Origin of the sequence: Herbaspirillum rhizosphaerae, from assembly GCF_046025915.1 — a bacterium.
Classification (GTDB): Bacteria; Pseudomonadota; Gammaproteobacteria; order Burkholderiales; family Burkholderiaceae_D; genus Herbaspirillum; species Herbaspirillum rhizosphaerae_A.
This window is the reverse complement of sequence record NZ_JAQQFR010000007.1, coordinates 121,956-141,780: the sequence shown is the minus strand read 5'-3', so window position 1 is coordinate 141,780 and position 19,825 is coordinate 121,956. Positions and strand designations below refer to the sequence as shown.

General features: G+C 57.3%; 19 protein-coding genes. 10 read left to right on the top strand and 9 right to left on the bottom strand.

The window, feature by feature from the left end; genetic code table 11:
- The first annotated feature begins 252 nt into the window (after positions 1 to 252).
- From PQR63_RS12600 to PQR63_RS12555, 10 genes are all read left to right on the top strand, one after another.
- Entirely contained in the window at positions 253 to 1,215 is a 963-nt protein-coding gene (locus PQR63_RS12600; RefSeq protein WP_408168231.1) for an ABC transporter substrate-binding protein, read from the top strand.
- Between the two features lie 26 nt (positions 1,216 to 1,241).
- Complete coding sequence (locus PQR63_RS12595; RefSeq protein ID WP_408168230.1) at positions 1,242 to 2,063, top strand: ABC transporter permease; 822 nt, start codon at positions 1,242 to 1,244, stop codon at positions 2,061 to 2,063.
- 1 nt (position 2,064) lies between these two features.
- Complete coding sequence (locus tag PQR63_RS12590) at positions 2,065 to 2,862, top strand: ABC transporter ATP-binding protein (RefSeq protein WP_408168229.1); 798 nt, start codon at positions 2,065 to 2,067, stop codon at positions 2,860 to 2,862.
- A 185-nt stretch (positions 2,863 to 3,047) separates the two neighbouring features.
- Entirely contained in the window at positions 3,048 to 3,857 is an 810-nt protein-coding gene (locus tag PQR63_RS12585) for a cytochrome C assembly family protein (RefSeq protein WP_408168228.1), read from the top strand.
- The gene (locus tag PQR63_RS12580) at positions 3,854 to 4,123 is read left to right on the top strand and encodes a PP0621 family protein (protein WP_408168227.1); all 270 of its coding nucleotides are present in this window, start codon (positions 3,854 to 3,856) and stop codon (positions 4,121 to 4,123) included. Before PQR63_RS12585 ends, PQR63_RS12580 begins: the two co-directional genes overlap by 4 nt.
- Positions 4,124 to 4,160: 37 nt before the next feature.
- Positions 4,161 to 4,814 (top strand): 1,6-anhydro-N-acetylmuramyl-L-alanine amidase AmpD, encoded by a 654-nt coding sequence (ampD, locus tag PQR63_RS12575; RefSeq protein WP_408168334.1) that lies wholly within the window; start codon positions 4,161 to 4,163, stop codon positions 4,812 to 4,814.
- Positions 4,815 to 5,324: 510 nt separating this feature from the next.
- Entirely contained in the window at positions 5,325 to 8,300 is a 2,976-nt protein-coding gene (locus tag PQR63_RS12570) for a ribonucleoside-diphosphate reductase subunit alpha (protein WP_408168225.1), read from the top strand.
- Positions 8,301 to 8,446: 146 nt separating this feature from the next.
- A complete protein-coding gene (locus PQR63_RS12565) occupies positions 8,447 to 9,640 on the top strand; it encodes a ribonucleotide-diphosphate reductase subunit beta (protein WP_408168224.1) in 1,194 nt (397 codons plus the stop codon).
- Positions 9,641 to 10,145: 505 nt separating this feature from the next.
- A complete protein-coding gene (locus PQR63_RS12560) occupies positions 10,146 to 10,889 on the top strand; it encodes a histone H1-like DNA-binding protein (RefSeq protein ID WP_408168222.1) in 744 nt (247 codons plus the stop codon).
- 385 nt (positions 10,890 to 11,274) lie between these two features.
- On the top strand, positions 11,275 to 11,817 hold the full coding sequence (locus PQR63_RS12555) for a YggT family protein (RefSeq protein WP_408168221.1): 543 nt from the start codon (positions 11,275 to 11,277) through the stop codon (positions 11,815 to 11,817).
- 108 nt (positions 11,818 to 11,925) lie between these two features.
- Here PQR63_RS12555 and PQR63_RS12550 read toward each other — a convergent pair whose 3' ends face one another.
- The 9 genes from PQR63_RS12550 to PQR63_RS12510 all read right to left on the bottom strand — a co-directional run bounded on the left by PQR63_RS12550 (position 11,926) and on the right by PQR63_RS12510 (position 19,778).
- Positions 11,926 to 12,480 carry a peroxiredoxin gene (locus PQR63_RS12550; RefSeq protein WP_408168220.1) on the bottom strand — a complete coding sequence of 185 codons (555 nt, stop codon included), beginning with the start codon at positions 12,478 to 12,480 and terminating at the stop codon, positions 11,926 to 11,928.
- A gap of 138 nt (positions 12,481 to 12,618) precedes the next feature.
- Positions 12,619 to 13,554: a carbohydrate kinase family protein gene (locus tag PQR63_RS12545; protein ID WP_408168219.1), complete on the bottom strand. Its 936-nt coding sequence runs from the start codon at positions 13,552 to 13,554 to the stop codon at positions 12,619 to 12,621.
- Between the two features lie 113 nt (positions 13,555 to 13,667).
- A complete protein-coding gene (locus tag PQR63_RS12540) occupies positions 13,668 to 14,906 on the bottom strand; it encodes a DUF3426 domain-containing protein (RefSeq protein WP_408168218.1) in 1,239 nt (412 codons plus the stop codon).
- 88 nt (positions 14,907 to 14,994) lie between these two features.
- Positions 14,995 to 15,909: a 50S ribosomal protein L11 methyltransferase gene (gene prmA / locus PQR63_RS12535; RefSeq protein WP_408168216.1), complete on the bottom strand. Its 915-nt coding sequence runs from the start codon at positions 15,907 to 15,909 to the stop codon at positions 14,995 to 14,997.
- Between the two features lie 40 nt (positions 15,910 to 15,949).
- Positions 15,950 to 17,329, bottom strand: coding sequence for an acetyl-CoA carboxylase biotin carboxylase subunit (gene accC / locus PQR63_RS12530; protein ID WP_050479004.1), 1,380 nt, complete (start codon positions 17,327 to 17,329; stop codon positions 15,950 to 15,952).
- A 167-nt stretch (positions 17,330 to 17,496) separates the two neighbouring features.
- Complete coding sequence (gene accB / locus PQR63_RS12525; protein ID WP_408168214.1) at positions 17,497 to 17,961, bottom strand: acetyl-CoA carboxylase biotin carboxyl carrier protein; 465 nt, start codon at positions 17,959 to 17,961, stop codon at positions 17,497 to 17,499.
- Positions 17,962 to 18,102: 141 nt separating this feature from the next.
- A complete protein-coding gene (gene aroQ / locus PQR63_RS12520; protein ID WP_408168213.1) occupies positions 18,103 to 18,540 on the bottom strand; it encodes a type II 3-dehydroquinate dehydratase in 438 nt (145 codons plus the stop codon).
- 75 nt (positions 18,541 to 18,615) lie between these two features.
- Positions 18,616 to 19,149, bottom strand: coding sequence for a TlpA family protein disulfide reductase (locus PQR63_RS12515; protein ID WP_408168212.1), 534 nt, complete (start codon positions 19,147 to 19,149; stop codon positions 18,616 to 18,618).
- Positions 19,149 to 19,778 (bottom strand): hypothetical protein, encoded by a 630-nt coding sequence (locus PQR63_RS12510; protein WP_408168211.1) that lies wholly within the window; start codon positions 19,776 to 19,778, stop codon positions 19,149 to 19,151. The genes PQR63_RS12515 and PQR63_RS12510 overlap by 1 nt, the downstream gene beginning before the upstream one ends.
- Positions 19,779 to 19,825 lie beyond the last annotated feature (47 nt).

Here is a 19,825-nt window from a genome sequence, read left to right as displayed (position 1 = left end):
CGGTCAGCGTGCCGGGAAAACCGGGCGTCAACCGCAAGGGAAACCGCCATTTTACCTGATCGGCAGGCCCGGCAGCGTTGATCTCGGCAACCGGCTAAGCATGAGTAAGGGAAAGTACGGTATTGTTCTCGCTGGCGTAATTGTGTATACAGTGGCCTTGCATCGAATGGACAGTTCTTCCCATGAGGAAGACGCATATCAACCCCGCGGCGTATTCCGCTGGCGGCGCAAACATAACGACAGGAGAGAGAGATGAACAAGCAACTCATCGCGGCAGCTGCAATGGCTGTTCTGGCTGCAGGAACTTCGCTGAACGCAGCGGCACAAGAAACGGTGCGCCTCGGCAACCTCAAATTCGCCCATTACGGCGCGGTGTCTTATATCAAGGAAATCGCCCCGAAGTGTGGCATCAAGGTCGACGAAAAAGTCTTCCCTAAAGGCCCTGACGTAATGCAAGGCATCCTCGCCGGTGAGCTCGATGTCGGTACCACCGCATCGGAAGCCGCCATCTCCGGCCGCGCCAACGGTGCGCCGATCTATGTCGTTGCCGGTTTCGCCAAGGGTGGTGCGCGTCTGGTGGCGGGCAAGGATTCCGGCATCAAGTCGGTCAAGGATCTGAAGGGTAAAAAAGTCGGCGTGACCCGCGGTGGTATCCATGAAGTGCTGCTCGACGCCGAACTCGGCCAGAACGGTCTGACCTCCAAGGACGTCACCATCGTTTATCTGGCTTTCGCCGATCTGAACCAGGCGCTGCTGGGCAAGAACATCGACGCCATGATGCAGAGCGAACCGCAATCTTCGCAAGCCATCAACAAGGGCTTTGGCGTAGAAGTCATGAAGCCGTACGACACCCCGATCGGCGAGCCGGTGCGGACCATGGTGATGACCGAGAAGTTCTATAAAGAGAAGCGCCCGCTGGCCGAGAAGTTCATGCGCTGCTTCCTGGAAGCCACCAAGACCTTCATGGACAACAAGGAAACCGCCGAGAAGTACGTGCGTGAAGTCATCTTCAAGAATCAGATCACCAAGGAAGATTTCTACGACGCCATCGGTAACTCGCCTTACGCCTATGACATCACGGCTGAGCACATCCAGATCACGACCGACACCATGGCCAAGTACGGCACCGGCAAGATGGCCAAGCCGCCTGTCGCCAAGGATTGGGTAAAGACCGATCTGCTGGAGCAAGCCAAGAAAAGCATGAATCTTAAGTAATCCATTCGCACCCAAGGACCACGAACATGGCAAAACGAAAAATAGGGGGAGCCTTGCAAGGATTGCTGGTGCCGGTGGTGGTGATCGCCATCTGGCAGGGCGCATCTTCGCTGGGCTGGGTTAATCCGCTGGTTTTGCCGTCGCCGTGGGCGGTGGTGCACAAGTGGTTCGAATACTTGTCGCCCACCAAACCGTATGACCCTGCCGACGACAGCTGGCTGGCCTGGCTGTTTTCGGGCGAGCTGATCATCGACGCCATCGGCAGTCTGTATCGCGTGGTGGTCGGTTTCCTGATTGGCGCCGGACTGGCCTTGCCGCTCGGTCTGCTGATGGGATCGAGCCAGCGTGTCTATGGGCTGATGAATCTGACGGTGCAGGTGATCCGTCCGATTCCACCGATCGCCTATATTCCGCTGGCGATCCTGTGGTTCGGGTTGGGTAATCCGCCGGCGCTGTTCCTGATTTCTCTGGGCGCGTTCTTCCCTGTATTGATGAATACCATCGCCGGCGTGCGTCAAGTCGACAGCATCTACCTGCGCGCGGCGCGCAACCTCGGCGCCAGCCAGCGCACGCTGTTCGTACGCGTGATGTTGCCGGCCGCCGTGCCTTATATCCTGTCGGGTGTGCGCATCGGTATCGGCACCGCCTTTATTGTGGTGATCGTGGCCGAGATGATTGCGGTCAGCAACGGCCTCGGTTTCCGCATCATGGAAGCGCGGGAATACTTCTGGTCCGACAAGATCATCGCCGGCATGATCACCATCGGCTTGCTGGGTCTGGCCATCGACATCGGCATGAGCCGTCTGAACAATTACATGCTGCGCTGGCATCGCGGACTGGAGAGCTGACATGAGCGCATCCCAAATCGTCGTTACCGGCGTCAACAAGGTTTTTAAGAGCGACGACCGTGAAGTCGTGGCGCTGAAAGACATCAACCTCGACATTCCTGACGGCCAGTTCGTCTGCCTGCTGGGGCCTTCCGGCTGCGGCAAGTCGACCCTGCTCAACGCCATCGCCGGCTTCGCCTTGCCCAGCAGCGGCAGCATTACTACCAACGGCAAGGTCGTGACCGAGCCCGGCCCTGATCGCGGTATGGTGTTTCAGGAGTACGCGCTGTTTCCCTGGATGACGGTGGAGCAGAACGTCGCCTTCGGTCTGGAAATCAAAGGCGTCGCCAAGGCCGAAATCCAGGCCCGCGTGACGCAGTTGCTGGATAAGCTCGGCTTGATCGACTTCCGCAGCCGTTTTCCCAAAGATCTGTCCGGCGGCATGCGTCAGCGGGTGGCGATTGCCCGTGTGCTGGCGCTGGATTCGCCGATCATGCTGATGGATGAGCCGTTCGGCGCGCTCGACGCGCTCACGCGCCGCAATCTGCAGGACGAGTTGCTGCGCATCTGGGATGAGTTCAAGAAGACCATCGTGTTCGTGACGCACAGCATCGAGGAGGCCATCTATCTGGCCGACCGCATCGTCGTCATGACTTATCGTCCCGGCACCATCAAGCGAGACATCACCGTCACGCTGCCGCGCCTGCGCGACCCGGCGGCCCCTGAGTTCAACGCCCTGAAGCGTGAACTCGGCCAACTGGTCATGGAAGAGCAGCAGCGTCATCATCACGACGAAATGCGCGCTGCGGCAGTCGATTGACGTATTGAATCGCAGCGTACTACGCCATTGATTTTGGCGGTTTGATCCCCACCATATTGCTTTAGCCCGAGGCAATATGGTGGTTTCGTATTTACCTCCCGGCAAGACCGTTCAGCAGGCCCGTAGCGCGCTCTCATCACGTTGTCGGCAGTCAGTGAATTCGCGACATGGTGTAAACTTAGTCGATGCAAACTTATTTTTTCATTCTGGCTGCACTCCTGTATCTGGGTTGCGCCTTCCTGCCTTCCGAACGGCGTCTGCCGATTTCGATCGGGACGGTGGCCGGCTGGCTGTTGCACGGCGGCGCCCTGATGGCAGACATGTTTGCGCCCGAGGCCGTACGCGTCGGTTTTGGCGTGATGCTGTCGGCCACCTTGTGGGTGTCGGTCGCCGCCTACTGGCTGGAAAATCGCAATTTCTCCCTCGACAGCCTGCGCGTACTGGTACTGCCGGTGGCGGCAGTTGCGGTGATTCTGCCGAGCGTCTTCCCAGGCAACATGGTGGCGCTGACGGGCAAGTCGGACTGGTTTCTGTGGCATATCGCCATTTCCATCCTGGCCTACAGCACGCTGACCATCGCTGCTTTCCACGCCGTGCTGATGGTGCTGCAGGAGTCGCGCCTGCATACGCGGCCCGGCCCGGCGCAGAGCGGCTGGTTCTCGATGGCGCTGGATCGTTTGCCGGCGCTGCTGACCATGGAAAAAATCCTGTTCCGGCTGATCGCTTTCGGTTTTATTTTGTTGACGCTGACGGTGTTGTCGGGCGTCGTGTTTTCCGAGCAGTTGTTTGACAAGGCCTTCCGGTGGGATCACAAAACGATCTTTACACTGCTGTCCTGGGGACTGTTCGGTTTGTTGTTGGCGGGACGTAAATGGCAAGGCTGGCGTGGTCGCACTGCGCTCAGTTTCACCCTGACCGGGTTTGCCGTCTTGCTGCTCGCCTATGTTGGCAGCCGCTTCGTGCTCGAAGTCGTGCTGCATCGGATACTGGTATGAAATATCTCATTTGGCTGGTGATCGCATTGGCGGTCGTGGTCTGGCTGCAGCGCGCTAAAAAATCCATCGCGGCAAACGCCGGTTCGCCGCAGGGTTCTGCCGGCGCCAGCCGCAATCCTTTTGCGCGCAAACAGCGCAAGGAGGAAGCCGAGACCATGGTGCAATGCGCCCACTGCGGCATCCATTTCCCGGCATCCGAATCGGTATCGAACGCTGCGGGTATTGTTTACTGCAGCGAAGAACACCTGAGGCTGGCGTCTTCCTGACATGACGGCAGACTCCAGCGACCAGAAGGCAATATCGATGGTCAGCCCGGAGCTGACCGTGACAGCCTCCCCCGCAGTTCCCTCTATACCTGCAAAACTGACGATCGCCGCCGACGGCTGGTGTGACCACGCTCGCCGGCAACCGTCACCGAACTTCGACGCCCGCGCCGAAGGCATGGTGACCGACTTGCTGGTGATCCATAACATCAGCTTGCCGCCGGGGCAGTTCGGTGGTCCGTTCATCGGTGATCTGTTCTGCAATCAGCTCGATTGTGAGGCGCATCCGTATTTCGACCAGCTGCGTCCTTTGCGGGTGTCGGCGCACTTCGTCATTCAGCGCGACGGCCAGCTGCTCCAGTTCGTCTCGGCCAACGACCGCGCCTGGCACGCCGGCGTGTCTTCCTTCAACGGGCGCGAGCGCTGCAACGATTTTTCCATCGGCATAGAATTGGAAGGCACCGACTTCGAGCCCTTCACCGATCTTCAGTATCAGGTGCTGGCGACGCTTGCCGTGGCCTTGCGGCAGCGCTACCCGCTGACCGATGTTGCCGGTCACGAGCACATCGCGCCGGGAAGAAAGACCGATCCCGGTCCGTTTTTCGAATGGCGGAGATTTCAGAAGGATTTCTATTGCCATGTTGAAGCAGCGCAATTGCGCTTCCCTTCTGGGGTCGGTGAAAGTCAAGCGTAAAACATATAAAAATATCCAGAAATAGCGGTTGCATCTCTCGATTCCAGACACTAGAATTAGTCTCAATCATTCCTTTGGAACTAGATGTAGTGTTTTTGGTAAGTAATTCTTTAGTCGTTCTTTGGGTTGGAAGAAGCTGTTCACGGTCACTTTGGTCACTGTTCATGACCCCGGATCAAGGCTCTCAACAAGAGCCGGAGCAGATTCTGCAGGGTTTGGCTTCTGGTTGGGATTCATTGAGATGGCGAGTCTTGAGGCAAGCAACAATTCAAACGATGTCTCGGTAGCACTCCCATTCAAGCATTAATTTCAAGCATCAATTTCAGGTTTTATTTAATCAGTTCGGAACAGGTCGTACTTACATGCAGTCGCGCTCGCGGCAGTATTGGCGTCGTCCTGTTTCTGGTATTCGTGAACCTCTTCATATTTTTGCACCTTATATATATGAAGGGTTCTATTGGCAACGCGGGCAGCTCAGCTGTCCGTCAATCATAGTTTTCAGGAGGCTCAGTGCGCTCTACACAAGAAATTTCCGCTAAATCCCCGGCAGATTTTGGCGTCATTCCCACAGCGGGCAACCAAGACGAAGCAACGTCTTCGCAATCGGTTCGTCCTGCTTCCGGTTTGGGTGAATACAGAATCATCCGTCGCAATGGTGCGGTGGTCGGTTTTGAACCATCGAAGATTTCGATTGCCGTGACCAAGGCATTCCTCGCCGTCAACGGCGGTCAGGGCGCGGCTTCGGCGCGCGTGCGCGAAATGGTCGAGCAATTGACCACCAACGTCGTTTCGGCCCTGGTGCGTCGCCAGCCGACCGGCGGCACTTTCCATATTGAAGATATCCAGGACCAGGTTGAACTGGCCCTGATGCGTTCCGGCGAACATGATGTCGCCCGTGCCTACGTTCTGTACCGCGCCAAGCGCATGGAAGAACGCGCACAGCAAGGCGCCAACACCAAGACCGATTTCGCTGCGCCGCAACTGCATGTGGTGGAAGACGGCCAAAGCCGCCTGCTGGATTTGGATGAAGTGCGTACTCTGATCACCGCAGCTTGCGTCGGTCTGGAAAAGCACGTTGACGCTGACGCCATCCTGGCCGAAACCGTCAAGAACCTCTACGACGGCGTACCGGTTGAAGAATTGCACAAGTCGGCCATTCTGGCTGCCCGCGCGCTGATGGAAAAAGATCCAGCCTACAGCCAGGTCACTGCGCGTCTGCTGATGCACACCATCCGTAAAGAAGTGTTCGGCAAGGAAGTCGCGCAAGCTGATGCGCCTGCCGAATACCTGGACTACTTCGCCAAGTACATCAAGAAGGGCATCGCCGCCGAGCTGCTCGACTCCAAGCTGGCCCAGTTCGATCTGGTGAAACTGGCCAATGCCATCAAGCCTGAGCGCGACCTGCAATTCGGTTACCTCGGCCTGCAAACTTTGTACGACCGCTACTTCCTGCATATTCAAGGTACCCGCATTGAAATGCCGCAAGCGTTCTATATGCGCGTCGCGATGGGCTTGTCGCTGAACGAAATCGACCGTGAGACACGCACCATCGAGTTCTACAACCTGCTGTCGTCGTTCGACTTCATGAGCTCGACACCGACCCTGTTCAACTCGGGTACGCTGCGTTCGCAATTGTCGTCGTGCTACCTGACGACGGTTGCCGATGATCTGGACGGCATCTACGAAGCCATCAAGGAAAACGCACTGCTGGCCAAATACGCCGGCGGTCTGGGCAACGACTGGACTCCGGTCCGTTCGCTGGGCGCGCACATCAAGGGCACCAACGGCAAGTCGCAAGGCGTTGTACCTTTCCTGAAAGTGGTCAACGACACCGCCGTGGCGGTGAATCAAGGCGGCAAGCGCAAGGGCGCAGTCTGCGCTTATCTGGAAACCTGGCACATGGACATCGAGGAATTCCTCGAGCTGCGTAAAAACACCGGCGATGACCGCCGCCGCACGCATGACATGAACACCGCCAACTGGATTCCTGACCTGTTCATGAAGCGCGTCATGGAAAAGGGTGAGTGGACACTGTTCTCGCCATCCGATGCGCCAGACCTGCACGACAAGTTCGGCAAGGCTTTCGAAGAAGCCTACACCGGTTACGAAGCCAAGGCTGCCCGCGGCGAGCTGAAGCTGTTCAAGAAGGTGCAAGCGCTGGATCTGTGGCGCAAGATGCTGTCGATGCTGTTCGAAACTGGTCACCCATGGATCACCTTTAAGGACCCATGCAACATCCGTTCGCCGCAGCAACACGTCGGCGTGGTTCACAGCTCGAACCTGTGCACAGAAATCACACTGAACACCAACGAGTCCGAAATCGCTGTCTGCAACCTGGGGTCGGTCAACATGCCTGCCCACCTAGTGAACGGCGAGATCGACCACGTCAAGCTGCAAAAGACCATCCGCACCGCAATGCGCATGCTCGACAACGTGATCGACATCAACTACTACGCCGTCAAGAAGGCACGTGATTCCAACCTGCGCCACCGCCCGGTCGGTCTGGGCATCATGGGCTTCCAGGACTGCCTGCACATGAAGCGCGTGCCTTACGCTTCGATGGACGCAGTGGAATTCGCCGATCGTTCGATGGAAGCCGTTTGCTACTACGCTTACTGGGCATCGACCGAACTGGCGGAAGAGCGCGGCCGTTACAGCTCCTACCGTGGTTCGCTGTGGGATCGCGGCATCCTGCCGCAAGACTCCCTGAAGTTGCTGGCGCAAGAACGCGGTGGCTATCTGGAAGCGGATATGTCCGAAACACTGGACTGGTCGGCACTGCGTTCGCGCATTTCCGAGTTCGGCATGCGTAATTCGAACTGCGTGGCGATTGCACCAACAGCAACGATTTCGAACATCATCGGCGTGTCGGCTTGCATCGAACCGACTTACCAGAACCTGTATGTGAAGTCGAACCTGTCGGGCGAATTCACCGAAATCAACGAGTACCTGGTACGCGACCTGAAGGCCCGCGGCCTGTGGGACGAAGTCATGATTTCCGACCTGAAGTACTTTGACGGCAGCCTGGCCAAGATCGACCGCATCCCGCAAGACCTGCGCGATATCTACGCCACAGCCTTCGAAGTCGAACCATCCTGGCTGGTGGAAGCAGCATCCCGCCGTCAAAAATGGATCGATCAGGCTCAATCGCTGAACATCTACATGGCCGGCGCTTCGGGCAAGCGTCTGGATGAGACTTACAAGTTGGCATGGTTGCGCGGTCTGAAGACCACCTACTATCTCCGCACCATCGGCGCAACCCACACCGAGAAGTCGACTTCCAAGACCGGCGCATTGAACGCGGTGGCAGTCGACGGCGGCGTCAGCCATAGTGCAGCGGCTGTCTCGGCCCCGGCATCGATGACGGCGTCTGCGGCCAGCACGGCAACCGTGGCGGCAGCAGCAGTTGAAGCAGAAGCCGACGGCGAAGCATGCTATCTGCGTCCAGGCGATGACGGCTTTGAAGAGTGCGAAGCCTGCCAGTAATCAAAACACAGTAAAAACAGGTGGCAGCCGCCGGCAAGTCCGGCGGCAGTCTTCTCCGGAAGATGAACGCGCCGCCTGCATCAATGTCATAAGTCACATCCCGGCCGCGTCGGGACGTCAAAGTAAATTAAGTAAAGGATCAAAACATGCTCTCTTGGGATGATGAAGTGAAGGCCTCGCCGGCACCGTCCGCGCCGCACGCCTCGCAAACGCCTCAGCCTCAATTGCAATCGGCCTCTATCAACAATGCACGTCCGCAGTTCTCTGATGTTGCGCTGAATCCTGCTCTGGTTACCAAAGACGAGGCGCCGGTGGACGTAACCCGCCGTGTCAACGCAGCCGACAAGCGCATCATCAACGGCCACACCGACGTCAATCAGCTGGTGCCGTTCAAGTACAAATGGGCTTGGGATAAATACCTGGCTGGCTGCGCCAACCATTGGATGCCGCAGGAAATCAACATGCAGCGCGACATCGAGCTGTGGAAAAATCCAAACGGCCTGACCGAAGACGAGCGTCGTCTGGTCAAGCGCAACCTCGGCTTCTTCGTCACCGCCGACTCGCTCGCCGCCAACAACATCGTGCTGGGCACCTACCGCCACATCACTGCGCCGGAATGCCGTCAATACCTGCTGCGCCAGGCGTTCGAAGAAGCGATCCACACACACGCCTACCAATACATTGTTGAGTCGCTGGGTCTGGACGAAGCGGAGATCTTCAACGCGTATCACGAAGTGAAGTCGATTCGCGACAAGGACGAGTTCCTGATCCCGTTCATCAACACGCTGACCGATCCTGAGTTCAAGACCGGCACGACAGAGAATGACCAGAAGCTGCTGAAGTCGCTGATCGTTTTCGCGTGCATCATGGAAGGCCTGTTCTTCTATGTCGGCTTCACGCAGATCCTTGCACTGGGCCGTCAGAACAAGATGATGGGCGCCGCTGAACAGTATCAATACATCCTGCGTGATGAATCGATGCACTGCAATTTCGGTATCGATCTGATCAACACGGTGAAGATGGAGAACCCACATTTGTGGACGCCGGAATTCAGAAACGAAATTAAATCGTTGTTTTTAAGCGCCGTAGAGTTGGAATATCGCTACGCAGAGGATACAATGCCGCGAGGCGTGCTAGGTTTGAATGCGCCGATGTTCAAAGGTTACTTACGATTCATCGCTAATCGTCGCGCACAGCAAATCGGACTCGATCCACTGTTCGCGCAAGAAGAAAATCCGTTTCCGTGGATGAGCGAGATGATCGATTTGAAGAAGGAGCGCAACTTCTTTGAAACCCGAGTCATCGAATACCAAACCGGAGGCGCGCTTAACTGGGAATGATGTGCCCATCTCGTCAATGCTCTTCAGCGAGATTTGTGAGGCACTCAACAGTCGGGTAGCTTGCAAGATATCCGACTGCCAAAATACGGAAGGCTTTCACCAAATTTAATGAACAGTAAAAGACCGAAACGATCTTCTCTGTTATCGCCGCTTAACTCGATTAAATCGGGTCAGGCGGCTTTTCCTTTGAAAAACCTGAAGGTTTTTCGGGAATAGTATTCCTGACGCTAGCGTGTAATCCGCTGGCGTTTTTTTTGGTTGTGGCGTTCGCGAAGGCGCGAACCGAAGCTCTGAACCCCTGCACAAGCGGGGTAGAGGCCAGACCAAGATAGCTGAAGTGCTGCATAGGTGAGGGGATGCAGCAGTTCAGCTGGTGCCGAATTCATTAGCGCAAGCAGAAGCTTGCTTGTGCCGATGAATAATCCGCCTGCATCATCGCGATGGTACAGACGGGTTTCTTAAATCAAGCTTGATTTTTTCCATCACGTGAAGAAGGAGAAACAAAATGGCAACAGCAGCAAAGAAACCAGCAGCCAAGAAGCCGGCTGCAAAGAAACCAGCGGTCGCCGCTAAGAAGCCAGTTGCAGCCAAGAAGGCAGCAGCTCCGAAGAAGGCAGTCGCCGCTAAGAAGCCAGTAGCTAAGGCAGCAGCAAAGCCAGTGGCAAAGAAAGCAGCAGCTCCTAAAAAAGCAGTTGCAGCCAAGAAGCCAGTAGCAGCGAAGAAGACAGTTGCAGCTAAGAAGCCGGTAGCAGCGAAGAAGCCAGTCGCTAAAAAAGCAGTAGCAGCGAAGAAGCCAGTAGCAGCGAAGAAGGCAGTTGCAGCCAAGAAGCCAGTCGCTAAGAAAGCAGTCGCAGCGAAGAAGCCGGTAGCGAAGAAGGCAGTTGCAGCTAAGAAGCCAGTCGCTAAGAAAGCGGTCGCAGCGAAGAAGCCAGTAGCAGCGAAGAAGCCAGTCGCCAAGGCAGCAGCAAAGCCAGCAGCAAAGCCAGCAGCCAAGAAGGCAGTTGCAGCGAAGAAGCCAGTAGCGAAGAAGGCAGTCGCCGCTAAGCCTGCTGCTAAGCCAGCAGTCAAGGCTGCAGCAAAGCCGGCCGCTAAGCCAGCAGCAGCTAAGAAGCCTGTCGCCAAGAAGGCAGCAGCAAAGCCAGCAGCTAAGAAGCCAGCAGCGAAGCCAGCTGCAGCAGCTCCAGCTGTGAAGACTGTGCTGAACCCGGCAGCAGCTTGGCCGTTCCCAACAGGCACAACACGTCCATAATCGGACCTGGCCTGGTGCCTGAGTAATCAGGTGCAAAATACCGCTGTGTGACTCGTTCATGCAGCGGTTTTTTTTCGCCGGTGCAGATCTGGGGCTGATGTGGGCGACAAGGTAAGTGCGACGCTGGCGCCGGCGAATAGTCCGGGAGAGCGCTGCTGTACTGTGATAGGTGGACCGTCGCTGCTGCAATCCGCCATCTGCGATTTCGCGGGATTGCTTGCCTGGTTCCAATCGGGCTTTGTTAATTATTCGCCGTCCCCATATAGGGATGAGCGCTGCATGGTTTAGTATGTGCACTGCTGCACTGGGCGTTGAACCCGATGCACATGCTTGGTTTCCGCGCCGCGGGAGCCGATGGGCAAACAGCTTCTTATGGAGAGTAACCGTGTTGCATAGCATTTTCATGTTGATCGTTGACGCCATCGCCAGCGCGCTGGCTGGAGTGCTGTTGCTGCGTTTCTGGATGCAGGTCGTGCAAGTGCGCCCGCCGGCATCGGTGGGGCAGTTCGTGTTTCAGTTGTCGGATTGGCTGGTCAAGCCGCTGCGCAAAGTGCTGCCGGGTGTCGGTGGCTACGATTGGGCCAGCCTTGTCGGCGCTTTTCTGGTGGTGCTGTTGTCGATCATCGCCGCAGTCGGATTCGTCTCCGGGTTTGATTTCCAACCCATCATTCTGTTTTCGCTGGTGCGTTTCTTCCAGTGGATTTTTTACGGTTTCATGGCCACGCTGATCATCGAAGCGATTTTCAGCTGGGTGAATCCTTATGCGCCGTTAGCGCCGTTTGTAAGGGCGCTCAATGAGCCGCTGCTGCGTCCGTTGCGCAAGGTCCTTCCGCTCATCGGCAATGTCGACCTGTCGCCGCTGGCGGCGCTGATACTGTTGCAGATCGCCGTGCGTCTGGTCAGTACCCTGATTCTGTCCATCGGCTGATCGTTTTCAAGCTGTCAAAATAAAACAGGCCGCACGATGTATCGTGCGGCCTGTTTTTGTGTCGGCGTTGTGATGACCTACGCCAAACTTCTCTGCGCTATCTCCAGCTTATTTCTTCTTTGCCGCCCACTGCTGCAATGCCTGCAAGGTGTTTTCAACATGCTTGTCTGGGCTCGGGCTGCTGTATTCGTAGATGATGCTCTTGTCCGGCGCGATGACGTATGACGTGCGGCTGGCATAGTCCGACTTGCTGTTCATCACCGCATCGTAGGATTTCATGATCTTCTGATCGGTATCGGCTGCGACCGCAAACTTACTGCGGCATTCACTGACGGAAAACTTGTTGAGCGTCTCAATCTTGTCGTTTGATACGCCGATGACGGTAGCGCCGAGCGCCTTGTAGCGGTCGATGGCTTCGGCGAAGAGGTGGGCTTCAATCGTGCAGCCGGTGGTAAAGGCTGCAGGGTAAAAATACAGCACCACCGGGCCTTTTTTGAGCGTTTCTGCCAGCGAGAACGTGGATACCTGACCACCGAGCGATGCTTGCGTCGAGAAATCAGGCGCCTTTTCGCCCGGTTTGAGCGCGGCCGATGCGAGCGGGCTGAGCGACAGCGAGCACAGTGAGTACAGTGAGAAGAGCAAGGCAGAAGTGAGGCGTTTCATGGCGATTCCTTTCAATGTCCTGCGGTCTTCGGTGTGCGTACATCTCAGACAATGCCGGCAATATCGGCAATACCGATCGCGCTGCCACCGATGTGTCGAACATCGATGGCAAGCGAGGTCAGTCGTTACTTCAGTCAATCAGGCAAAGCGATAACCGAAGGCCTTGTGGAAACGGTCGTCGATTTCGGCCAGTGTCGGTGCATGGTTTTGCGGGCCTTGCGAAGCGATCTTGATCGAACCCATCAGGCTGGACAGGCGGCCTGTCGTCGCCCAATCCATGCCCTTGGTCAGACCGAACAGCATGCCCGCGCGGAATGCGTCGCCGCAGCCGGTCGGGTCAGCGATGGCATCTGCCGGCACGCAAGGGATGTCGATCTTCTGGCCGTCAGTGAAGATCTCCGCGCCCAGCTCGCCGCGCGTGACAATCAGCGCCGACACTTGTTTGGCGATTTGCTCCAGGCTCAGGCCGGTGCGAGCGGTCAGCAATTCGGCTTCGTAGTCATTCACAGCGACATAAGTTGCCAGGTCAATGAAGTGTTTCAGATCATCGCCGCTGAACATCGGCATGCCTTGGCCCGGATCGAAAATCAGCGGGATGCCGTGTTCGGCGCTATGTTCTGCATGTTGCAACATGCCGTCGCGGCCGTCCGGCGCCACGATGGACAGCTTCACCGGACCTGCATCGGCGACCTTGTTCTCGTGCGAGTAGCTCATCGCACCCGGGTGGAATGCCGTGATCTGGTTGCCGCCGGCATCGGTGGTGATGAAGCATTGGGCGGTGAACGAGCTGTCGATCACGCGGATGCTCTTGGTGGAAATGCCGAGGTTCTTGAAGCGCTCCATGTACGGCGCGCTGTCCTGACCGACGGTTGCCATGATGACGGGTTCGCCGCCGAGCAATTTCAGGTTATAGGCGATGTTGCCGGCACAGCCGCCGAATTCACGTCGCATCGACGGCACCAGGAAAGACACATTAATCTTGTGCAATTGATCCGCCAGCAGCGCATCAGCGAAGCGGCCGTCGTATTGCATGATGTTGTCGTAAGCGAGCGAACCGCAGATAAGTGAACTCATGGCGAATGTCTGAGAAAGTTGAAGAATGCTGCATTGTAGAAGAATCCCGCCGGGTTTGCGGATTTTCGTGCCGACAGCTTAAGCAAGCCGGTGTGCGCTATGGCGGAGAAGAGTCAGGGATAGAACAAGTAGATGCGGTAGCCGGACGCTGCCGGTTGCGCGAGTTCAAACGTCAGTTTGACTTGCTGTTCGCCTTCGCCGGCCAGGCCGTCATCGATCATTTGTGCCGATTTGATGTATTCGCGCGGTGCGAAGACGCGTCGGGTGATGGCTTTCTCATCACCGTCATTCAACGTCAGCTCCATGTACGGCCAGGCTTGTGCGCTGTAGCCGCGATTGCGCAACAGTACCGTCAGGGTATAGATATTCTGATTGGGCGGCACCAGTTGCAATTCGCTGGATTCCAGCGACAACTGGTCGATATTGGTGGGCAGGCCGACCGAGCAATGCAGCGCGGCGCAAACTGACGACAGCAACGGGCGTGTCGATGGCAGCCAGGCAGCGATCGTATTGCGCCAGACATAAGTAGCCTGCAGCAGCAAGGCGATGGTGAGAAATACCGAGCCGACAAGCATGACGACGCGGCCGATCCGGCGCAGGCGTTCGCGGCGTTCTGCTTTCTGAACGAAGGCAGGAGTATCTGCGTCGTCTTCCTCGTATTCCTCTTCGTCGTGTTCTTCCTCATCCTCTTCGTGCTCTTCTGCGTTCTCGGATTCTCTGTGTTCCGAAGTTCCTTCCGCCGCTACTCCCATCTCTGCAGCGGGCGCCGTGTCTTCTGCGCGCGCAGAGGAAGTGAGCGGAACCGGATAAGACAATTCCTGCGTCAGGGTATTGATCGCAGTCTGTTCAGCCTGATCCAGCGACGCCGTGGCAGCGGACGTTTCGGCGGACTTGGCTGGAGTCCCCGGCAGCGGGAAGGATGGTGAGGCAGTGGCTTTTTCCGATTCAGACGAATCCGGTTGCGATGTTGGAGTGACCGACTGTGTTCCCCAGGGCGCATCGTCGGTTTCTGCGGCGATGCTGGCAAATGCCGCGGATAAATCTACCGGTGGGCGAGGCGGGATTGAGGGTATTGGTGCAGGTGGAGAAACGACGGGGGGCGTATTTGTATTGCCCGGCAGCATAGGCCATCCCGTCGGTGCGGGACGATTTGCTGTCTTTTCTGTTGTGGGGGCGGTGGACGGCGGCGCAGCGACGAGTTGTTGCGCGATGTCGGGCGACACCAGGTGTTGGTTGCCGTTGAAAACTTCCTTGCAGCTACCGCAGCGAACCAGGCCGCCACGCAGTTTGAGCTGGTCTTGAGCGACGCGAAATGTCGTCTGGCAGAAGGGACATTGAGTCGCCAGCGCCATCAGCGTACCTCGCCGGGTTCAGCGCAATCCCAAACCGCGTTAAGCCGCGTGTTGCTGACATGGCGAAGAACGATCCGGCGCAGCATGCTTACTCCGTCGGTGCCTGGCCAGCCAGCGCGACCCAGCCTTCATGCTCGGCCCAGACGCTCAGCGTGATATAGGGCGCATAAGCGGCAATCACTTCATCCGCCTGGCGATCCAGCACGCCCGATAACACCAGCGAACCGCCCGGTGCAACGCGCCCGGCCAGCATGGGCGCCATCAATTGCAATGGGCCTGCCAGGATATTGGCGACAACGATGGCGAAAGTCTGATTCTCCGGATAGGTGCGGACAAAGGCTTCCGGCAGGTGGTATTCGATCTCGCACGTATTGCGTTCGCTGTTGAAGCGAGCCGATTCCAGTGCTTGCGGGTCAATGTCGACACCGATGACGTGCTGCGCTCCCAGCTTTTTGGCGACCAGCGCCAGAATGCCGGAACCACAACCGTAATCGAGCACCGTCGATGCGTTGACGGCATGTTCTTCCAGCCACTCCATGCACAGACGCGTCGTCGGATGACTGCCGGTGCCGAAGGCCAGTCCGGGGTCGAGTTCCAGTACGAGAGCATCCGGCTCTGGTGCGTCGTGCCAGCTAGGCACGACCCAGATGCGTTTGCCGATATGGATAGGTTCGAATTGCGATTGCGTCAGGCGTACCCAGTCTTGCTCTTCCACCGAACGCAGGGCGAACGGCAATGCATAGTCCAGACCGATGGCTTTGGCGGCGTCGGTGACGATCGTGGCGTGGTCGGCATCGACGTCGGCCAGTGCCACCACGCGGCTGCGTTCCCACGCCGCCTCGGCCGGCTCCATGCCGGGCTCGCCGAACAGCGGCTGCTCGGCAGTGGTGCCTTCGTCGGCGTCTTCCACCGACACCGACAAGGCGCCGGCTTCCATCAGGGCATCGGACAATGCCTCAGCCTGATCGCGCGTGACTTGAATAACAATTTCGGTCCAGCCCATCGGTTTCTTTGCCTTTACTGCTTCAACTTATTGTTTCAACTTACTTCTTTGCCGGCTTTTCTGCCGGTGGCGCGGTTGGGCGCTCCGCCAGCTTGTGCTCGAGATAATGGATGTTGGTGCCGCCTTCGATGAAGCGGGCATCCACCATCAGTTCACGATGCAGCGGGATGTTGGTCGAAATACCTTCGACCACCATTTCCGACAGAGCGATCTGCATGCGGCGGATGGCCTGCTCGCGGGTCGAACCGTAGGAAATCACCTTGCCGACCATCGAATCGTAGTTCGGCGGAACGAAGTAACCGGCGTAAGCGTGCGAATCGACGCGAATGCCAGGGCCGCCCGGTACGTGCCATGCCGTCAGACGGCCTGGCGACGGGGTGAACTTGAACGGGTCTTCCGCATTGATGCGGCATTCGATCGCGTGACCCTTTAACTCGATATCGCGCTGGCGATAACGCAGCTTCTCGCCGAAGGCGATGCGGATCTGTTCTTGCACGATGTCGACGCCGGTGATCATTTCGGTGACCGGATGTTCAACCTGCACGCGGGTGTTCATTTCGATGAAGTAGAACTCTTCGTTTTCGTACAGGAATTCGAAGGTGCCGGCGCCGCGATAGTTCATCTTGCGGCAGGCTTCGGCGCAGCGCTCACCGATCTTCTCGATGATCTTGCGTGGGATGCCTGGTGCCGGGGCTTCTTCGATAACCTTCTGGTGGCGGCGCTGCATGGAGCAATCGCGCTCGCCCAGCCAGATGGCTTGCTTGTGTTCGTCGGCCAGGATCTGGATTTCCACGTGACGCGGATTCTCCAGGTACTTCTCCATATAGACTTCCGGATTGCCAAAGGCTGCGCCGGCTTCCGTCTTGGTCATGGTGACGGCGTTGATCAGAGCTGCTTCGGTATGCACCACGCGCATGCCGCGGCCACCGCCGCCACCCGCTGCCTTGATGATGACCGGGTAGCCGATCTTGCGTGCGATCTGCACGATTTCTTTCGGATTGTCCGGCAGTGCACCTTCAGAGCCAGGCACGCACGGCACGCCGGCGCGGATCATGGCCTGCTTGGCCGAGACCTTGTCGCCCATCATGCGGATGTTTTCCGGACGCGGGCCGATGAAGACGAAGCCGGATTTCTCAACGCGTTCTGCGAAGTCGGCGTTCTCTGACAGGAAGCCGTAGCCCGGGTGGATCGCTTGCGCGTCGGTGACTTCGGCCGCGCTGATGATCGCCGGCATGTTCAGGTAGCTGAGCGCGGAAGGTGCAGGTCCGATACAGACCGACTCATCCGCCAGCTTGACGTATTTCGCCTCGCGGTCCGCCTCGGAGTGCACGACCACGGTCTTGATGCCCATTTCACGGCATGCGCGCTGGATACGGAGAGCGATTTCGCCACGATTGGCGATAAGGATTTTTTCAAACATAAGAGGAAATGTGCGTCGCCAAGAGTCAAGCGTTTACATACAGGTAACCAGATCCGCCATGGATGGAGCACATGGAAGCGATTCCAGTGCGGGCCTGCAGCTGAGCACCTTCAAGTATTGCCGGGCTCAATGAAACTACAGGCCATCCATCCACATTCTGGCAGGATTTAGCCGATTACGAACAGTGGTTGGCCGAATTCAACCGGCTGACCGTTTTCAACCAGGATTTGCTTGATCACGCCGGCTTTGTCGGCGTCGATTTCGTTCAACAGCTTCATTGCTTCGATGATGCAGATGGTGTCGCCTTCTTTGACTTCCTTGCCGACTTCGACGAATGACGGAGCGCCTGGAGCGGAGGAGCGGTAGAAGGTGCCGACCATCGGCGATTTAACGATATGGCCTTCAGGCGCGGCTGGCGCTGCAGCAACCGGAGCAGCGACAGGCGCAGGAGCGGCGCCGGCTTGCATGGTTTGCGGATAAGCAGCTTGCGGTTGCATCATCACGACTTGATTTTGCGGCGTCGCCGACGACTTGACGATGCGAACCTTGCTCTCGCCTTCGGTGACTTCCAGTTCCTCGATATCCGATTCAGCGACCAGATCGATCAAGGTTTTGAGTTTCCGTAAATCCATGTGAATTCCTCAGTAGTAATAATAGATATAACAAAACAGCTATAACAAACTAAACCGGCCGGCATCGCCTCATGTTCAACGCCTGGCGCTGAATTTTGAATGCCACGCGGCGATGCCGGCCAGAAAATCGGGGTGGTGTCCTTATGGCTGCTGGAGCAGATAATCAATTGCCAGACGGTAGCCGTCGACGCCGAAGCCGCACAGCACGGCCTTGGCAATACCGGACAGGTAAGAAAAATGGCGAAACTCTTCGCGCTGGTGAATATTGGAAATATGTACTTCCACAAACGGAATCGCCACACCGGCCAACGCGTCGCGCAAGGCCACGCTGGTGTGCGTCAAACCGCCCGGGTTGATCACGATGGCGTCGACGCCTTCTTTCCTGGCCGCATGAATGCGGTCGATGAGCGCGCCTTCATGGTTGCTTTGGAAGGCGTTAAGCGTCGCACCGGCTTTGCTGGCCTGCAAAGCCGCGCGCTGTTCGATGTCTGCCAAGGTGGTTGATCCGTAGACTTCAGGCTCCCGGGTACCCAGTAAATTCAGGTTGGGTCCATTGAGGAGGAGAAGGTTTATTGCCATGGAGATAAAGCTCCGTTTGACGACGATGCGCGCATTTTGCCGTCAAATGCCTTCATTTGGCAAGAAAAACTTTATTTACATGTTTTTGAAGGAGGCGAGGTCGCGGCGCAGCTCATCAAAATTCAGGCGCCCAAGATAGACCTTTTTGAGGTTTCCGTCCAGTCCTACCAAGACCGTGAAGGGGAGACCGCCGGCTTGATTGCCGAACTGCCGCAGCAGATCGGTGGCGCCGGTCCCGGCAACGTAGAGAGGATAATAGATATGGAATTTTTCTGCAAACTGGGCGATGTTCTCTTGGGAATCGACGCCGATGCCGATAATTTGCACCGGAGCGACTTCGGCCTGCAGGGCTGCCAGCTCAGGCATTTCTTCTACGCACGGTGCGCACCAGGTGGCCCAGAAGTTGATGATGAGCGGCTTGCCTTTCCATTGTGACAAGGCTTGTGGCTTGCCAGTGGCGTCGGGCATGGTCTGCGCAAACAGGTTGGCGACGGCTTTCGCTTCAGGCGTCTGCGGTGCCGGCTGGTTTTGCTTGTGGCTGGTGACCACGCCGACGCCTGCGGCGATGGCGGCAACCAGGATAAACAGGAATATGTTTCGCGTCTTCATCAGCTTTCTTCCATGATCAGGCGGCGTACCGCATCGATATCAGCGCGTTCGGCACGTTTGCCGGCAGACGTCCTGATGCCGCCGCGCAAGTCGTCGACATCATACACCGCCAGGTGGACGCCTTCCGGTGCCGCGCCGCGTTGCGGCAGCAGATAGCTCAGCGTCTCCACCGGTTCGTGGCCGCCCTTGTGGCTGCTCTTGAAATGGGGGCTTTCGCTGACATCGAAATTGATATTCTTGTTCAAGAGATAAATTTCGACGTCTTTTGCGCTCGATGTAAATAATTGCAAATGGATGTCAGAGTGCTCGCCGGCCGTGCCGTTGAGCACCGCCCCGGTCAGATAGGGATTGAAGCGTGCGAGTTCCTCCATCAATTGCACCGCCAGTTGGCGCAAATGCAATAAACGGGCAGGTTGGGTGTCGCCGAAGAACAGCTCGTTATAGAGGCGGACTTCTTCTTCGATCTGCGCGTTATCGGGCAGAACGTCGCCGCGCGTCTTGTTGTCGCCCAGGATCTGGCGCGCCGCCTTGCGCTTGGCGGTGGCGTAGTCGGCGCCGTCCTCGGCAATCATGCGGGCTGCCGCGGCGGCGATTTCTGAGCGTAAGAGTTCGATGTCGGTCAAATGCATGGCCGCAATAATACCCCGAGCTTGTAGTTATCGCCCGACGAGGCCCT

Excerpts from the sequence above, each read along its gene's own strand:
- PQR63_RS12600 (WP_408168231.1), top strand. The coding sequence starts at position 253 with ATGAACAAGCAACTCATCGCGGCAGCTGCAATGGCTGTTCTGGCTGCA.
- PQR63_RS12595 (WP_408168230.1), top strand. The coding sequence starts at position 1,242 with ATGGCAAAACGAAAAATAGGGGGAGCCTTGCAAGGATTGCTGGTGCCG.
- PQR63_RS12590 (WP_408168229.1), top strand. The coding sequence starts at position 2,065 with ATGAGCGCATCCCAAATCGTCGTTACCGGCGTCAACAAGGTTTTTAAG.
- PQR63_RS12585 (WP_408168228.1), top strand. The coding sequence starts at position 3,048 with ATGCAAACTTATTTTTTCATTCTGGCTGCACTCCTGTATCTGGGTTGC.
- PQR63_RS12580 (WP_408168227.1), top strand. The coding sequence starts at position 3,854 with ATGAAATATCTCATTTGGCTGGTGATCGCATTGGCGGTCGTGGTCTGG.
- ampD (WP_408168334.1), top strand. The coding sequence starts at position 4,161 with ATGGTCAGCCCGGAGCTGACCGTGACAGCCTCCCCCGCAGTTCCCTCT.
- PQR63_RS12565 (WP_408168224.1), top strand. The coding sequence starts at position 8,447 with ATGCTCTCTTGGGATGATGAAGTGAAGGCCTCGCCGGCACCGTCCGCG.
- PQR63_RS12560 (WP_408168222.1), top strand. The coding sequence starts at position 10,146 with ATGGCAACAGCAGCAAAGAAACCAGCAGCCAAGAAGCCGGCTGCAAAG.
- PQR63_RS12550 (WP_408168220.1), bottom strand. The coding sequence starts at position 12,480 with ATGAAACGCCTCACTTCTGCCTTGCTCTTCTCACTGTACTCACTGTGC.
- PQR63_RS12545 (WP_408168219.1), bottom strand. The coding sequence starts at position 13,554 with ATGAGTTCACTTATCTGCGGTTCGCTCGCTTACGACAACATCATGCAA.
- PQR63_RS12540 (WP_408168218.1), bottom strand. The coding sequence starts at position 14,906 with ATGGCGCTGGCGACTCAATGTCCCTTCTGCCAGACGACATTTCGCGTC.
- prmA (WP_408168216.1), bottom strand. The coding sequence starts at position 15,909 with ATGGGCTGGACCGAAATTGTTATTCAAGTCACGCGCGATCAGGCTGAG.
- accC (WP_050479004.1), bottom strand. The coding sequence starts at position 17,329 with ATGTTTGAAAAAATCCTTATCGCCAATCGTGGCGAAATCGCTCTCCGT.
- accB (WP_408168214.1), bottom strand. The coding sequence starts at position 17,961 with ATGGATTTACGGAAACTCAAAACCTTGATCGATCTGGTCGCTGAATCG.
- aroQ (WP_408168213.1), bottom strand. The coding sequence starts at position 18,540 with ATGGCAATAAACCTTCTCCTCCTCAATGGACCCAACCTGAATTTACTG.
- PQR63_RS12515 (WP_408168212.1), bottom strand. The coding sequence starts at position 19,149 with ATGAAGACGCGAAACATATTCCTGTTTATCCTGGTTGCCGCCATCGCC.
- PQR63_RS12510 (WP_408168211.1), bottom strand. The coding sequence starts at position 19,778 with ATGCATTTGACCGACATCGAACTCTTACGCTCAGAAATCGCCGCCGCG.